The organism is Alteromonas sp. KS69, assembly GCF_003989595.1.
Taxonomy (GTDB): domain Bacteria; phylum Pseudomonadota; class Gammaproteobacteria; order Enterobacterales; family Alteromonadaceae; genus Alteromonas; species Alteromonas naphthalenivorans.
In genome coordinates, this window is the sequence record NZ_PYHU01000027.1 from 37,836 (window position 1) to 52,449 (window position 14,614).

At 42.8% G+C, this 14,614-nt stretch carries 16 protein-coding genes; 15 read left to right on the plus strand and 1 reads right to left on the minus strand.

All coding sequences use genetic code 11. The annotated features are described in order from the left end of the window. Positions 1-203 precede the first annotated feature (203 nt). From C7Y69_RS15005 to C7Y69_RS15075, 15 genes are all read left to right on the plus strand, one after another. Positions 204-461, plus strand: a complete 258-nt coding sequence (locus C7Y69_RS15005; RefSeq protein ID WP_126873256.1) for a phenol hydroxylase subunit — start codon at positions 204-206, stop codon at positions 459-461. A 38-nt stretch (positions 462-499) separates the two neighbouring features. After that, complete coding sequence (locus tag C7Y69_RS15010; protein WP_126873257.1) at positions 500-1,501, plus strand: aromatic/alkene monooxygenase hydroxylase subunit beta; 1,002 nt, start codon at positions 500-502, stop codon at positions 1,499-1,501. Beyond that, a complete protein-coding gene (locus tag C7Y69_RS15015) occupies positions 1,498-1,767 on the plus strand; it encodes an MmoB/DmpM family protein (RefSeq protein WP_007105057.1) in 270 nt (89 codons plus the stop codon). Before C7Y69_RS15010 ends, C7Y69_RS15015 begins: the two co-directional genes overlap by 4 nt. A gap of 13 nt (positions 1,768-1,780) precedes the next feature. Next, on the plus strand, positions 1,781-3,313 hold the full coding sequence (locus tag C7Y69_RS15020; protein ID WP_126873258.1) for an aromatic/alkene/methane monooxygenase hydroxylase/oxygenase subunit alpha: 1,533 nt from the start codon (positions 1,781-1,783) through the stop codon (positions 3,311-3,313). A 54-nt stretch (positions 3,314-3,367) separates the two neighbouring features. Continuing rightward, a complete protein-coding gene (locus tag C7Y69_RS15025; protein ID WP_126873259.1) occupies positions 3,368-3,727 on the plus strand; it encodes a phenol hydroxylase subunit P4 in 360 nt (119 codons plus the stop codon). 10 nt (positions 3,728-3,737) lie between these two features. Further along, a complete protein-coding gene (locus C7Y69_RS15030; RefSeq protein ID WP_126873260.1) occupies positions 3,738-4,796 on the plus strand; it encodes an NADH:ubiquinone reductase (Na(+)-transporting) subunit F in 1,059 nt (352 codons plus the stop codon). Between the two features lie 13 nt (positions 4,797-4,809). Further along, positions 4,810-5,136, plus strand: coding sequence for a 2Fe-2S iron-sulfur cluster-binding protein (locus C7Y69_RS15035; RefSeq protein ID WP_126873261.1), 327 nt, complete (start codon positions 4,810-4,812; stop codon positions 5,134-5,136). A gap of 13 nt (positions 5,137-5,149) precedes the next feature. Next, complete coding sequence (locus C7Y69_RS15040) at positions 5,150-6,073, plus strand: catechol 2,3-dioxygenase (RefSeq protein ID WP_126873262.1); 924 nt, start codon at positions 5,150-5,152, stop codon at positions 6,071-6,073. Between the two features lie 71 nt (positions 6,074-6,144). After that, positions 6,145-7,605 (plus strand): 2-hydroxymuconic semialdehyde dehydrogenase, encoded by a 1,461-nt coding sequence (locus tag C7Y69_RS15045; protein ID WP_126873263.1) that lies wholly within the window; start codon positions 6,145-6,147, stop codon positions 7,603-7,605. Between the two features lie 56 nt (positions 7,606-7,661). Continuing rightward, positions 7,662-8,501, plus strand: a complete 840-nt coding sequence (locus C7Y69_RS15050) for an alpha/beta fold hydrolase (protein ID WP_007105064.1) — start codon at positions 7,662-7,664, stop codon at positions 8,499-8,501. Between the two features lie 18 nt (positions 8,502-8,519). Further along, positions 8,520-9,305 (plus strand): 2-oxopent-4-enoate hydratase, encoded by a 786-nt coding sequence (gene dmpE / locus C7Y69_RS15055; protein WP_007105065.1) that lies wholly within the window; start codon positions 8,520-8,522, stop codon positions 9,303-9,305. A gap of 17 nt (positions 9,306-9,322) precedes the next feature. Then, positions 9,323-10,234 (plus strand): acetaldehyde dehydrogenase (acetylating), encoded by a 912-nt coding sequence (locus tag C7Y69_RS15060; protein WP_126873264.1) that lies wholly within the window; start codon positions 9,323-9,325, stop codon positions 10,232-10,234. A gap of 4 nt (positions 10,235-10,238) precedes the next feature. Further along, positions 10,239-11,267 (plus strand): 4-hydroxy-2-oxovalerate aldolase, encoded by a 1,029-nt coding sequence (gene dmpG, locus C7Y69_RS15065; protein WP_007105067.1) that lies wholly within the window; start codon positions 10,239-10,241, stop codon positions 11,265-11,267. Continuing rightward, complete coding sequence (gene dmpH, locus C7Y69_RS15070) at positions 11,267-12,058, plus strand: 2-oxo-3-hexenedioate decarboxylase (RefSeq protein ID WP_007105068.1); 792 nt, start codon at positions 11,267-11,269, stop codon at positions 12,056-12,058. Before dmpG ends, dmpH begins: the two co-directional genes overlap by 1 nt. A 247-nt stretch (positions 12,059-12,305) precedes the next feature. After that, positions 12,306-12,497: a 2-hydroxymuconate tautomerase gene (locus C7Y69_RS15075; protein ID WP_007105069.1), complete on the plus strand. Its 192-nt coding sequence runs from the start codon at positions 12,306-12,308 to the stop codon at positions 12,495-12,497. A gap of 698 nt (positions 12,498-13,195) precedes the next feature. Here the strand turns inward: C7Y69_RS15075 and C7Y69_RS15080 are convergent. After that, positions 13,196-14,467, minus strand: coding sequence for a hypothetical protein (locus C7Y69_RS15080; protein WP_126873265.1), 1,272 nt, complete (start codon positions 14,465-14,467; stop codon positions 13,196-13,198). Positions 14,468-14,614 lie beyond the last annotated feature (147 nt).

Here is a 14,614-nt window from a genome sequence, read left to right on the forward strand (position 1 = left end):
ATGATTAACTTTTTCACTTATTCATTAAATCATTAACATTCGCAATGACGAAAAAAGACACTAAAAAAGATTTCAAATCTCACAATTAAACATATAAATCAATGCGTTATATTTAACATTAAAGGATGTGGACGACCTTTGGCACAGCTGTTGCTATGTCTCACATTAACAAATGAATAACATAACTAATGCAAGCGGCTAACATGATTACTAATTTAAACAAAGACAAATTTAACGCATTGACTCGCTACGTGCGGGTACGCAGTGCACCTGAAGATACATTCGTTGAATTCGATTTTGCCATTGAATACCCCGATTTGTTTGTTGAATTGGTGTTGCCTAAAAAAGCTTTCGAGCTTTTTTGCAAACACAATGACGTCGTTCACATGGACGAAGCAATGTCTAAGAAAATCGACGAGGACAACCAAAAGTGGCGCTTTGGCGACACCAAAAAAGTTTAGTTTTAAATGAAATTGATTAACCTAACAAGGTAGAGAATATGAGCGTTGAGATAAAAACCAGTTCCGTTTCTACAATCCGGAACACCTATAGTCATATTAAGCGTCGCTTTGGTGATAAGCCTGCAACACGTTATCAAGAGGCAAGTTATGATATTGAAGCGACTGAAAACTTCCACTACAAACCATTGTGGGAACCCGACAAGCAGCTAAACGATCCAAGTCGTACTGTGCTTAAAATGGAGGACTGGTACGCAATCAGCGATCCTCGACAATTTTATTATGGTGCGTATGTAGGCAGCAGAGCCAAAATGCAAGAAAACGCTGAGTCGAGCTTTAAGTTTTGCGAAAAACGTGACCTCATATCTAGTTTAGACGAAAGTATTCATCATAAATTGCTTAAATATTTAGTGCCATTTCGTCATTTGAACCAATCAGCAAATATGAATAACAGCATGGTTGCCGCTGACTCGATTGCCACCACAGTTGCTCAAGCACATATTTATCAAGCTATGGATCATCTTGGCATTGGTCAATATTTATCGCGCATCGCACTAATGATCGATGGTAATACCGGTACTGCATTGCATACCAGTAAAGCATTTTGGATGGATGACCCAATGTGGCAACCCATGCGCAAGCTCGCCGAAGATTCGATGGCCGTTAGCGACTGGTTTGAGTCAACACTGCTACAGAATTTACTAATAGACAAAGTGCTTTTTTCATTCGCATATGAAGCACTCGATGAATGGTTTAGTGAAATGGGCGCACGCGACGTTGGCATGCTAACTGAGTTTATGCGCGACTGGAATAAAGACACCACACGTTGGATTGTTGCCGTTATTAAGACTGCGGTCGCAGAATCTGATTATAACAAGGAAACCATTCAAGCTTGGGTCAACCATTGGGAGCCGCGCGTATTCGAAGCGCTAGAACCTATTGCCCTAGAGACAGTTGGCAAAGAGTCTCTTTCTAAAATTCAAGCTGAACTCGCTGCCTTATTGAAAAAGACAGGTCTTCAATCAACAGGGGCTACATCATGAGCCAGTATGTATTTATTGCATTTCAAGACAACGAAAACGCACGTTACTTAGTAGAAGCGATTAGTGAAGATAACCCACATGCTGAAATAGAACATCAGCCTGCGATGATTCGGATCCAGGCTGATAAACGCTTGGTGATTACTCGAGAAACAATGGAAGAAAAACTAAATCGTGAGTGGGATGTGCAAGAAATGCTGTTAGATGTCATCAGTATTGGCGGCAATGTTGATGAAGATGACGACCATTTTATCCTTTCGTGGAATTAATCAGGAGTAACTAATGACTGCTACTAAGAAACTAAATTTAAAGCAAAAGTATCAATACTTAACTCGAGATATGGACTGGGAACCTAGTTATCAGAAAAAATCTGATATTTTCCCACATGAAGATTTTGAAGGCATCAAAATAGTCGATTGGGATGGCTGGGAAGACCCTTTCCGCCTTACCATGGACTCGTACTGGAAATATCAAGCTGAGAAAGAGAAAAAGCTTTACGCTATTTTTGATGCTTTTGCCCAAAATAACGGCCATCAAAACATTTCAGATGCTAAATATGTTAACTCACTAAAACTATTTTTAAGCGGCGTATCGCCACTCGAATATGCAGCTTTTCAAGGGTATGCGAAAGTTGGGCGTCAATTTAGCGGAGCGGGAGCGCGAGTTGCTTGTCAAATGCAAGCAATAGATGAACTGCGTCACTCACAAACCCAGCAACATGCGATGAGCCACTACAACAAGCACTTTAATGGCTTGCACGATGCGCCTTTGATGCATGACCGCGTATGGTTTTTGTCAGTGCCTAAGTCATTCTTTGACGATGCTCGTTCTGCAGGACCATTTGAATTCTTAACCGCCATCTCGTTCTCGTTTGAGTACGTGCTAACCAATCTATTGTTTGTGCCATTTATGTCGGGTGCAGCATATAACGGTGATATGGCAACGGTAACCTTTGGTTTCTCGGCGCAATCTGACGAAGCACGCCATATGACGCTGGGTTTAGAGATAATAAAATTCATGCTTGAGCAGCACGAAGATAACGTGCCAATTGTTCAAAAATGGATAGACAAATGGTTCTGGCGTGGTTTTCGTCTACTTAGCTTAGTAAGCATGATGATGGACTACATGTTGCCAAACAAAGTGATGTCTTGGCAAGAAGCATGGGAAGTTTATTACGAGCAAAGTGGCGGGGCACTTTTCAAAGAATTAGCGCGTTATGGCATCAAGCCTCCTAAATATCAGGATGTAGCTAATGCTGCCAAAGAGCATATCAGCCATCAGTTGTGGACAACTTTCTATCAATACGGGCAAGCGACAAACTTTCATACTTGGATTCCAAAGCAGGAAGAAATGGAATGGCTATCTGAAAAGTACCCGAACACGTTTGATAAATACTATCGTCCTCGCTTTGAACATTGGGATGCGCAACATAAAAAAGGCGAACGTTTTTACAACAATACACTGCCTCAACTATGTCAGGTTTGTCAGGTTCCAGTTTTATTCACTAAGACTGATGATCCGACCTCATTTAGCCATTGTGATACGGTGCATGAAGGCGAGCGTTACCACTTTTGCTCTGATGCCTGCTGTGAAATTTTTGAAAATGAACCCACAAAGTATATTCAAGCTGTACTCCCTGTACATGAAATTTATAAAGGCAAATGTGGCGGTCCAGACCTACCGCAAGTGTTAACAGACCATTACCACATCAATATTGGTGAAGATAACTTTGATTATGTTGGTTCACCAGATGAGAAGCGTTGGAATGAAATAAAAGGCATTAAACCGTTAAATAAAGATAACGACGCGGCATAACAACATTCGGGTAGCCCTGCGCTACCCGAGAAATCTAAATACGAGGATAACACCATGGCTGTAAAAGCAATTTCTGATTACACAGCAGTACCCAACGACCTTGTTGAAAACTTCAACGGTATGCAACTACTCTATGTTCATTGGCGTAATCACATTATGTTTTGCGCACCATTTGCATTGCTAGTTTCTCCTGAAGCAACATTTCCTGAAGTTTATGCGTCGCATATACAACCGGCAATCGCTCCGCATCCTGAAGCAGCAAAAATCAAATACGACGAGATACAGTGGGAGTTAAACGGTCAACCGTTTTCACCTAGCGAAACTGACACTTTGCTTGCCCAAGGCATAGATCATAAAAGCATGCTCAGCATGATTACCCCTGGTCTAAACGGCCTCTATAACGTTAGTTTCTAGGAGTCTGAGTATGACACATACAGTAACAGTCGAGCCTACAGGCGAGCAAATTGAGGTCGAAGAAGGTCAAACCATCCTGCAAGCTGCTCTGCGCCAAGGCGTTTGGATTCCGTTTGCATGCGGCCATGGATTATGTGCTACCTGCAAGGTTACTGTAGTTGACGGTGACGTAGATGTTGGCAATGCATCACCTTTTGCATTAATGGATTCAGAGCGCGACGACGGCATGGTACTAGCGTGCTGCGCAACAGTAGAAAGCGATGTCACCATTGAGGCCGACATTGACGTTGATGAAGATTTTAAAGGGTATGCAGTAGAAGATTTTACTGCAACCGTTACTAAAATTGTTGATCTGTCACCCACAATTAAAGGTGTTCACCTTGCATTAGATGGCACTATGACCTTTCAAGCTGGCCAATATATAAATTTGCTTATACCTGGTTGCGATGGTGTTCGAGCCTTCTCTATCGCTAACGTACCATCAAACGGTCAAGAAATTGAATTGCATATTCGTCATGTAATAGGGGGCGCTGCTACTAGCTATATTCATGAGCAGTTAAAGGTAGGTGAAACACTACCATTGTCAGGGCCATATGGGCAGTTCTTTGTGAGGGATTCGCAACCTGGAGATCTAATATTTATTGCTGGGGGCTCAGGTTTATCAAGTCCTCAATCAATGATTTTAGACCTTCTCGAAAAAGGTGATCAACGCCAAATCACGCTATTCCAAGGTGCTCGTGATCAAGAAGAACTCTACAATTCAGAACTTTTCACTTCTTTGGCAGAAAAGCACGCCAATCTTACTTACATCCCAGCGCTTAGTGATGCTGCTAATGATGTTACATGGCAGGGATTTAAAGGCTTTGTACATGAAGCAGCTAAAGCCCATTTTGATGGTCGTTTTGCCAATCATAAAGCTTACCTCTGTGGGCCGCCTCCGATGATAGATGCGGCAGTCACTGCTTTGATGCAAGGTAGGTTGTTTGAAAAAGACATCTTTATGGAAAAATTCTTAACCGCCGCTGATGGGGCTGACGACCAGCGCTCAGCGCTATTTAAAAAGATATAACACGGTACATAAGATGCGTGAATTCACAATAACCGATATCACTAGCCAACAAGTGTTTGTATGTCGTGAAGATGAATATGTCCTTCATGCCATGCAACGCAACAAAAAAGAATGCATCAAATTAGGTTGTAAAGGTGGTGGTTGTGGGGTGTGTCGAATCAACATCATATCTGGCTCCGCAGAATATGGTCGCATGAGCAAACTACATGTTACCGAGAAAGAATTAAAAAGCGGGTATGCGCTGGCTTGTCGTGTAAAGCCAAAAAGTGACTTAATTTTTGAGTGTGCACCCCAACCAAAGGCTTCTATGAATCAAGAAGCCCACAAAACAAGTAACTAAAAGAGGTTTCAAAATGAAAAAAGGTATAATGAGACCAGGGCACGTACAATTGCGTGTGATGGATATGGAAGCGGCACTGAAGCATTATGTTGATTTGCTTGGCTTAATCGAAACAGACAGAGACGAAACAGGCAGAGTTTATTTAAAAGCTTGGAGCGAAGTAGATAAGTTTTCAGTGGTATTGCGCGAAGCTGATGAGCCTGGCTGCGACTTTATGGCGTTCAAGGTTGTCGATGAAGACGCGTTACTTCAATTGGAAAAAGACTTAGTGGCATTTGGGTGCACTGTCAAACACGTGGAAGCGGGAGAATTAAAGGATTGTGGAAGACGTATACAATTCAACTCAGCTTCAGGACATTGTTTTGAGCTCTACGCTGATAAAAAATATACCGGCAAATGGGGTGTAACGGAAGTCAATCCAGAAGCATGGCCCCGCGGTTTAATAGGCATGAAAGCTGTTCGCTTTGACCATTGTCTGTTTTACGGTGATGCACTAGCCGAAACATATGATCTCTTTGTAAATGTTCTAGGATTTTATCTAGCAGAACAAGTAATCGATCCTGATGGAAACCGAATAGCGCAATTCCTATCGTTATCAACCAAAGCACACGACGTTGCCTTTATCATGCATGAAGAAAAAGGCAAATTCCACCATGCTTCTTTCTTTCTTGAAACTTGGGAAGACATTTTAAGAGCCGCCGACCTGATTTCAATGGAGGACGTGCCAATCGATATTGGCCCCACCCGACACGGCTTAACTCATGGCAAAACAATTTACTTTTTCGACCCCTCAGGTAATCGTACTGAAGTGTTTGCTGGTGGCGATTATAACTACCCAGATCATAAACCAGTTACTTGGAAAGCCGAAGACCTCGGTAAAGCGATTTTCTATCATGACCGTGTGTTAAACGAAAGATTCTTGTCGGTTCTAACATAATCAGAGATTGCGGGCTTGGCCCGCGTTAACAATCGTCGATTAGCATTACATTTATACTGGAAGATATAAAAATGAAAGAATACAAGCACTTTATTAATGGTGAGTATGTCGGGTCTCAAAGTGGTAAAACTTTTGAGAACCGGTGCCCTGTTGATAATCATTTGCTAGGCATGATTCATGAAGCAGGTGAACAAGAAGTAGACGCAGCAGTTAAGGCGGCAAAAGCCGCATTGAAGGGACCTTGGGGTAAAATGACCGAGCGTCAGCGTACTGATTTACTGAATAAAGTAGCCAACAGAATCAATGAACGCTTTGACGAGTTTTTGCACGCTGAATGTCTCGATACGGGTAAACCTCATAGTGTTGCTCGTCACATTGATATCCCAAGAGGGGCGGCTAACTTTAAAGCCTTTGCTGAAACGTTGGCGAATCATCCGACCGAAAGCTTCCGTCTAGATACACCCGATGGTAAAGGGGCTGTTAATGTTGGTCAACGCACCCCTAAAGGAGTGATTGCGGTTATTTCTCCGTGGAATCTACCTTTATTGTTAATGACATGGAAAGTTGGGCCGGCCATGGCTTGCGGCAATACCGTTGTTGTAAAACCTTCAGAGGAAACACCTGCCACTACCACATTACTTGGTGACGTTATGAACGAATGTGGTGTGCCACCTGGTGTATTTAACGTGGTACATGGCTTTGGTGGAAATTCTGCAGGTCAATTTTTAAGCAGTCATCCTTTGGTTGATGCAATAACATTTACCGGTGAAACCTCTACTGGCGAAACTATTATGAAAGCAGCTTCTGTTGGCTTACGCAATATTTCTATGGAGTGCGGCGGTAAAAATCCAGGTATTGTTTTCGCTGACTGTGATTTAGAAAAAGCTATTGAGGGCACAATGCGCTCGGCGTTTGTTAACTGTGGTCAAGTGTGTCTTGGTACTGAACGAGTTTACGTTGAGCGGTCCATTTTTGACATCTTCGTAAAACGAATGAAGGAAGGTGTAGCGCAATTAAAATTAGGTCGTCCTGAAGATATAGAAGCCAATTTCGGTCCGCTAGTGAGTCTTAAACATAGAGAGAAAGTTCACTCTTATTATCAATTAGCGGTTAAAGAAGGCGCCACTGTTGAAATCGGCGGTGGAATACCTGATATGGGTGAGGACCTTAATGATGGTGCTTGGATAGAGCCGACAATTTGGACCGGACTTGCCGACGATGCACGTGTAATACGAGAAGAGATTTTTGGTCCTTGTTGCCATATTCGGCCCTTTGATACTGAAGAAGAGGTTATAGCACTGGCAAATGACACCAACTATGGCTTAGCCGCGGCAGTTTGGACAGAAAATAGTGCACGGGGAATCCGAGTTGCCGAACAAATAGAGTCAGGTTTGGTATGGATAAATAGTTGGTTTTTACGTGATCTAAGAACCGCGTTTGGTGGTGCAAAACAATCAGGTATTGGTCGCGAAGGCGGTGTTCATGGCCTCGAGTTTTATACTGAATTGAAGAATATCTGTATCAAGCTATAAACCGCGGCACAGGTTAACCGAAAATGACAAATACACCGACATTAAAGGACAATTTTATGACAAATATTAACAATCCAGAAATCGGACAGATGATCGATGTAAAAGGTGTAAAAACTAATGTTCACGATATCGGGTCCGGCGCGCCAGTCATGCTGATCCATGGCTCCGGCCCTGGAGTAACAGCCTGGGCAAATTGGCGTCTGGCTATGCCGGAACTGGCCAAAAACCACCGGGTAATAGCTCCAGACATGCTCGGTTTTGGCTATACCGAAAGGCCAGCGAGTAGCTTGTGTAACGTCGACCGTTGGATAAACCACACTATAGACTTACTAGATGTACTAGGTATAGAACGCACCGATCTTATTGGTAATTCTTTTGGTGGAGGGCTCGCGCTAGCGCTGGCTATCCGCTTTCCACAGCGAGTGCGTCGTTTGGCGTTAATGGGGAGTGTAGGTGTGCCATTTAAACTCACCCCTGGGCTCAATGCCGTTTGGGGCTATGAACCGTCGTTGCAAACAATGAAAGGCTTACTTGATGTTTTTGCCTATGACCGAAACTTAGTAACAGATGAACTGGCTGTACTGCGCTATGAAGCTAGTATACGGCCGGGCTTTCAAGAATCGTTTTCTTCTATGTTTCCAGCGCCTAGACAGCGATGGGTAGATGCCTTAGAAAGTAAAGAAAGTGACATACGGGCTCTCACGCACGAAACGCTGATTTTGCATGGACGAGAAGATCAAGTCATTCCATTGCAAACCAGCCAGACTCTTTTCGAGTGGCTACCCAATGCCCAACTACACATGTTTGGTCATTGTGGACATTGGACGCAAATAGAACATGCCGCACGTTTTTCTAAACTGGTGGTAGATTTTCTGGCAGAAGCCGAAACAAATTAGCAAGAGACTGAGGACATTATGAATAAACAACAAATTCTGGCTTGTGGGGACGAACTCTACAACGCGATTTTACAAAGGAAAACAGTCAAGCCTTTAACTCAGCGTTTCAATGACATTAGTATTGAAGATGCTTACCACATCTCGCTACGAATGGTCGAACGCAGGGTGCAAGCGGGTGCAAAAATTATTGGCAAAAAAATAGGGGTTACCTCTAAAACTGTTCAGGACATGCTTAATGTTCATCAGCCTGATTTTGGATATCTCACCGATGATATGGCTTATAGCCAAGGTGAAGAAATGCCGATCTCCGAAAAGCTGATCCAGCCAAAGGCTGAGGGAGAAATTGCATTTATCCTTAAAAAAGATTTGATTGGCCCAGGCATTACCAATGCTGATGTATTGGCCGCAACCGAATGTGTCATACCGTGCTTCGAAATTGTCGACTCCCGTATTGAAGACTGGAATATCAAAATTCAAGACACCGTTGCCGACAACGCTTCATGCGGCCTTTTTGTTTTAGGTGACAAAGCGGTTAGCCCAAGCAAGGTCGATCTTTCGACTTGCGGAATGGTGGTTGAAAAAAATGGCCAAATTATATCTACCGGAGCCGGCGCTGCGGCGCTCGGCAGTCCGGTTAATTGTGTGACCTGGTTAGCCAACACACTGGGGCAGTTCGGTATTCCGCTTAAAGCAGGGGAAGTGATCCTGTCAGGTTCTTTAGTCCCGCTAGAACCGGTTAAAGCAGGTGATTTCATGAGTGTCAGCATTGGTGGAATTGGCAACGCTTCCGTCCGTTTTGTCTAACTATAGGAATGTTAACGATGTCTAAAAAATTAAAAGCGGTAATTATCGGTCCGGGTAATATCGGCACTGATTTACTGATGAAAATAATGCGTTCAGACTGGATAGAGCCGGTTTGGATGGTAGGAATTGATCCTGAATCTGCAGGCTTAAAACGAGCTGCAGAAATGGGTATTAAAATTTCGACCACGGGTGTTGATGGCATGCTGGAAAAAGTCATTGAGGATGATATTAGAATTGCGTTTGATGCCACATCAGCCTATGTGCATGCTGAAAACAGCCGCAAGCTTAATGAGCTTGGGGTGATAATGATTGATTTGACGCCAGCAGCCATTGGCCCATATTGTATCCCGCCAGTTAATCTGAAACAGCATGCCGAAAAACTGGAAATGAATGTCAACATGGTCACTTGTGGTGGACAAGCTACTATTCCGATGGTTGCGGCTGTTTCGCAAGTGCAAGAAGTCGAATATGGCGAAATTGTTGCCACTGTGTCATCTCGTTCTGTTGGGCCGGGCACGCGTCAAAATATTGATGAGTTCACTCGCACAACTTCTGGCGCTGTTGAAAAAGTTGGTGGCGCGAAAAAGGGTAAGGCAATAATTGTTATCAACCCTGCCGAGCCACCATTAATGATGCGTGACACTATTCACTGTTTAACTAAAGAATCACCCGATCAGGCTAAAATAATCGAGTCGGTTCACAACATGGTTAAAGAAGTTCAGAAATACGTACCCGGTTATAAATTAGTTAATGGCCCTGTTTTTGATGGCAACAAAGTCTCAGTATTTATGGAAGTAAAAGGTTTGGGTGATTTTTTGCCTGAATACGCAGGAAACCTCGACATAATGACGGCCGCCGCGCTGCGCACTGCAGAAATGTTCGCCGAAGAATCTTATAACCAGAAAATCAAATTACCAGTGAGAGGTTAAAGTAATGGACTTAAAAGGTAAGAAAGTAACGCTCCATGACATGAGCCTGCGCGATGGTATGCATGCCAAACAACATCAAATATCGATAGATCAAATGGTTGCTGTTGCGACCGGATTAGATGAAGCCGGTATTCCGCTAATTGAAGTTACCCATGGAGACGGCTTAGGCGGAGCATCGTTAAACTACGGTTTTCCAGCCCATACAGATGAAGAGTATCTCAATGCGGTAGTGCCTAAGATGAAAAACGCTAAAATATCGGCCTTATTGTTGCCTGGTATTGGAACGGTTGATCACCTAAAAATGGCTCGCGATTGCGGCGTCCACACCATCCGAGTGGCAACTCATTGTACTGAAGCAGATGTGTCTGAACAGCATATTGGTTTGGCGGCAAAAATGAAAATGGACACAGTTGGCTTCCTAATGATGGCCCACATGGTCAGTGCTGAAAAAATTCTGGAACAAGCTAAATTAATGGAGAGTTACGGTGCCAACTGTATTTATTGCACAGATTCCGCCGGTTATATGTTGCCTGATGAAGTCACGCATAAAATCAGTGTTTTGCGGGCTAACCTTAATCCGGCAACGGAATTGGGTTTTCATGGTCATCACAATATGGGAATGGCTATTGCTAACTCGTTAGCAGCAGTCGATGCAGGGGCTAACCGCATTGACGGTTCGGTTGCCGGTTTAGGAGCTGGAGCAGGTAACACGCCTTTAGAGGTCTTTGTAGCGGTACTGGATCGTATGCAAGCTGTTCATGGTGTTGATTTGTATAAGATAATGGATGTGGCGGAGGATCTAGTTGTCCCGTTAATGGACCACCCAATACGGGTTGACCGCGACGCACTAACGCTTGGTTATGCTGGTGTTTATAGTTCCTTTTTGTTATTTGCCCAGCGTGCAGAAGCAAAATATGGCATCCAGGCACGTGATATTTTAGTAGAGCTAGGCAAGCGCGGTACTGTTGGTGGACAAGAAGATATGATTGAAGATTTAGCGTTAACAATGGCTAAAGATAAGGGGTTGATATAATGGGAAATTTGAAAAAACAACAGGTTGAAGAGCTTGCCAAACATCTTGAAGATGCCGAGTTGCAGGCCTATGAAGTAACCAAAATAACCGACGACTTTCCAGATATGACCTATGAGGATGCTTTCAATATCCAGTGGGAAATTCGACGCCGCAAGGAAGCCCGCGGAACTAAAATTGTAGGCATGAAAATGGGCTTAACGTCTTGGGCCAAAATGGCGCAGATGGGTGTAGAAAAGCCCTGTTATGGCTTTTTGGCAGACTATTTCTCAATACCGGATGGTGGGCAAATAAAGCATGATGAACTGATCCATCCAAAAGTTGAAGCTGAACTGGCCTTTGTAACCAAAGCGCCTTTGAAGGGACCCGGGATCCATATCGGTGACGTTTTACGCGCCACTGATTTTGTAATGCCTGCGGTGGAAATCATAGATTCCCGATACAAAGATTTCAAATTTGACCTAAAAAGTGTCATTGCCGACAACTCCTCGTCCAGTCGTTTTGTGGCTGGCGGAACAATGGCCAAACCTGAAGACCTAGATTTGAAAAACTTGGGTGTGGTAATGGAAGTCAACGGTGAGGTCGTGCAACTAGGAGCTGGCGCTGCTGTATTGGGCCATCCAGCATCGTCTGTTGCCATGCTAGCTAATATGCTGGCAGAACGAGGTGAACACATCCCTGCAGGCACCTTCATTATGATTGGCGCAATTACTGCCGCGGTGCAAGTGAATAAAGGTGACTCGTTTTGTGTTCGTTATCAGGGGCTGGGTACCGTATCTGGAAAATTTGTTTAGCATAAACAGATAGATACAGCAATTGAATGATAAAGAGGGCATTAACGCTTACACTTTGGCAAAAGCGATATTTGTGAGTCTGGTAACGAGGTTTGAATATTTGCTTACACAGTTTAATTATGCCAGCGGCTCAAGTTTTGCTGTTGACCTATATTGCTATGCCAAGGGCCACAAGGTTTCTAAAAGAGTTGTTATTAAAATACTAGCTTAAAGTCACATACTAGGTACAAAATAGGAAAATATAGAGATGCCCATAGCGCAAATAAATATTATTGAAGGAAGAACTGACGAGCAAAAAGAAGCGCTCATCAGCGAAGTAACAGATGCCATTGTGCGCGCGATTGGTGCACCCAAGCCAAGTGTTCGGATAATTATTAATGAAATGCCCAAGCAACATTTTGGTATTGCAGGTGAGTCAGTCAAAAAATTGGGAAAGTAATGATGTAAAATTATACGGTGTTTGACCACTCGTTGAGCAAAACGGATCGTCAGTGCAGATAAGTTGATGAACCGTAATTTGCTCTTCGAAGTGTTGAAAACCATTCCAAGAAAGCGGATAACTACAAAGTATTCCGTGACCGGCGAGCCAGACTCATGCTCCTCGCGTGATTAGGCTTATCAGATTATCTGTCTCCTCTATTTACGAGTTTAGGGCTGTTATTTCCACGCTTTGATGCCATCACTTGTGCTCTAAGGTTACTGTTAGGCGGAGGGGCGCCCTGCAATCCGAAAAAATTGTAAGGTTGAGGCGCAGCGATGTGATATGTGCCACTAATTTGCAAATGAAATTGATGGGTGAGCAGAATACATGGCACGCCGGTTTACGGTTGTGCCATCTCGCCCTTTATTATAATGGCATGCGTCTTCTATTCATATCGTATTTGCCGTGTTGGGTCATGTTTAAACGCTGCTTGCTGATGGCTGCTAGACTGATATACCGACATTGCTTACGTCAGCAATGTCGCACAAGCTGAAATTAGATACAATCTCTCAACTAAATCCATATAAAAGTAGAATGGTGTTTTGTCAATTTGTTCCGTTGTAGTGGGCAAGTGAAACTGGTTTGTTTGGGCAGAGTTAAAAAGCGAGCCTAGTCAAAACAACTGTTGTCACCATAAGGGGGCCATCGAAAGTTTTTTATTCTAAATCATCTAAAAAACTTAACTGCTCTGGTAACTGTGCTTTTTTCTCAATATGAGGTGATTTTATAGAATCGTGTATATTCGCTTTAATTGAGAGATGAAATATTTCCGCCCAATAAATAGCGGTGCGTACAACATTGTCGCTATACACTTCCCATTTTGCTTTTTCCTCAATGTATTCTTGTTCATTCATATGGCGATGATATAGATAATATCTGCCCTCTGGATATTTAACTGCATCTTGTACGGTGTGTTCACTTGGAATCACGTTATTTTCTGGCAATATTTTTTCAATTTTTTCAATATTTTTGCTTGAGGCCTGATTAAAAACTGACTCATATTTTACTTTCCATCTTTCGAATGGCACTGCAACTTTGAGTGCTTTTAGCATTTTCACTAATTCATCAGCATTTGAAAATAATACATATGGTTTGGTGACAGGGCTCAATAAAAATTTTTCAGCGACTGCGTCATAGTCTTCGTAATTTGTCTGTAGCGGTAAAAGCTTTTTAGCAATTTCCATCGTTTCATCGTATGTCATAGGCTTGATGCTGGGGATTGTAATTTTGCTAGGATCAGCATCAACATATTTTTTTTCAGCCTGTTGATGAGTAGCAACAAAACCATCATCTTTAAGTTTAAATATTGAGTGTTTTACACCTTCGCAAAACTTGATATCAACAGACAAACCTTCGGCAACTGTTTTTTCATCTAGTGATAGCGACAAATAGCGTCCAATTTCAGCAGCCAACCCTAGAGTGGGCGCGAGAGGCTTCCAATGTTCTGTGTTTAGTATGTTTAGCGACTTGGCGTTTTGGTTGGTGATTTTCGGTATTTTAACGTACTTCTTCAGCTCGTCTTTGACATGCTTTATTAGATCTTGCTCATCATCTTTAGTGTTTAACCCATCAATGTGCACCTTTCTTTTTAAATCACTTTGCCTTATGTTCATTAATTTCGAAAGCGCTTTTAAGCTTATGTTGTGATAGCCTTTTTCAAGATAATTGATAAGGCAAAAGTGAACACGATGTGCGTAAGATGTCAACGTTGTTCGTGGCGATAAATGACCAACAAATCCACTAATTTGGTCAAGTATTGTGCTCGGATTAATACAAAATACTTTCTTTATTTGCTCAACTTGAGTGGCGTCATAGCATGTCATTTCAGTTGCTATTTCGATTTTCGCAGAACAAATAAGCATCAAGTTGGTAATAAAAGTATGCCTACATTGGTAGAATACGGTTCTGTATCCAGCCATTTCAGACAAAAATTTAGCTGCTGGTGTATTAATAGTTGCATAATCGAACTTTTTATTTTTGTATATGGGGTTCTAGGGATTTTCCCCTCTAAAGTAACATAAATCGCCATAACCCAAGCAGTTAGTGGCTTGTGGCGGAGGGGTTTCTTTCTTTTT

Excerpts from the sequence above, each read along its gene's own strand:
- C7Y69_RS15030 (WP_126873260.1), top strand. The coding sequence starts at position 3,738 with ATGACACATACAGTAACAGTCGAGCCTACAGGCGAGCAAATTGAGGTC.
- dmpH (WP_007105068.1), top strand. The coding sequence starts at position 11,267 with ATGGGAAATTTGAAAAAACAACAGGTTGAAGAGCTTGCCAAACATCTT.
- C7Y69_RS15035 (WP_126873261.1), top strand. The coding sequence starts at position 4,810 with ATGCGTGAATTCACAATAACCGATATCACTAGCCAACAAGTGTTTGTA.
- C7Y69_RS15045 (WP_126873263.1), top strand. The coding sequence starts at position 6,145 with ATGAAAGAATACAAGCACTTTATTAATGGTGAGTATGTCGGGTCTCAA.
- dmpE (WP_007105065.1), top strand. The coding sequence starts at position 8,520 with ATGAATAAACAACAAATTCTGGCTTGTGGGGACGAACTCTACAACGCG.
- C7Y69_RS15005 (WP_126873256.1), top strand. The coding sequence starts at position 204 with ATGATTACTAATTTAAACAAAGACAAATTTAACGCATTGACTCGCTAC.
- C7Y69_RS15075 (WP_007105069.1), top strand. The coding sequence starts at position 12,306 with ATGCCCATAGCGCAAATAAATATTATTGAAGGAAGAACTGACGAGCAA.
- C7Y69_RS15040 (WP_126873262.1), top strand. The coding sequence starts at position 5,150 with ATGAAAAAAGGTATAATGAGACCAGGGCACGTACAATTGCGTGTGATG.
- C7Y69_RS15025 (WP_126873259.1), top strand. The coding sequence starts at position 3,368 with ATGGCTGTAAAAGCAATTTCTGATTACACAGCAGTACCCAACGACCTT.
- C7Y69_RS15015 (WP_007105057.1), top strand. The coding sequence starts at position 1,498 with ATGAGCCAGTATGTATTTATTGCATTTCAAGACAACGAAAACGCACGT.
- C7Y69_RS15020 (WP_126873258.1), top strand. The coding sequence starts at position 1,781 with ATGACTGCTACTAAGAAACTAAATTTAAAGCAAAAGTATCAATACTTA.
- dmpG (WP_007105067.1), top strand. The coding sequence starts at position 10,239 with ATGGACTTAAAAGGTAAGAAAGTAACGCTCCATGACATGAGCCTGCGC.
- C7Y69_RS15010 (WP_126873257.1), top strand. The coding sequence starts at position 500 with ATGAGCGTTGAGATAAAAACCAGTTCCGTTTCTACAATCCGGAACACC.
- C7Y69_RS15060 (WP_126873264.1), top strand. The coding sequence starts at position 9,323 with ATGTCTAAAAAATTAAAAGCGGTAATTATCGGTCCGGGTAATATCGGC.
- C7Y69_RS15050 (WP_007105064.1), top strand. The coding sequence starts at position 7,662 with ATGACAAATATTAACAATCCAGAAATCGGACAGATGATCGATGTAAAA.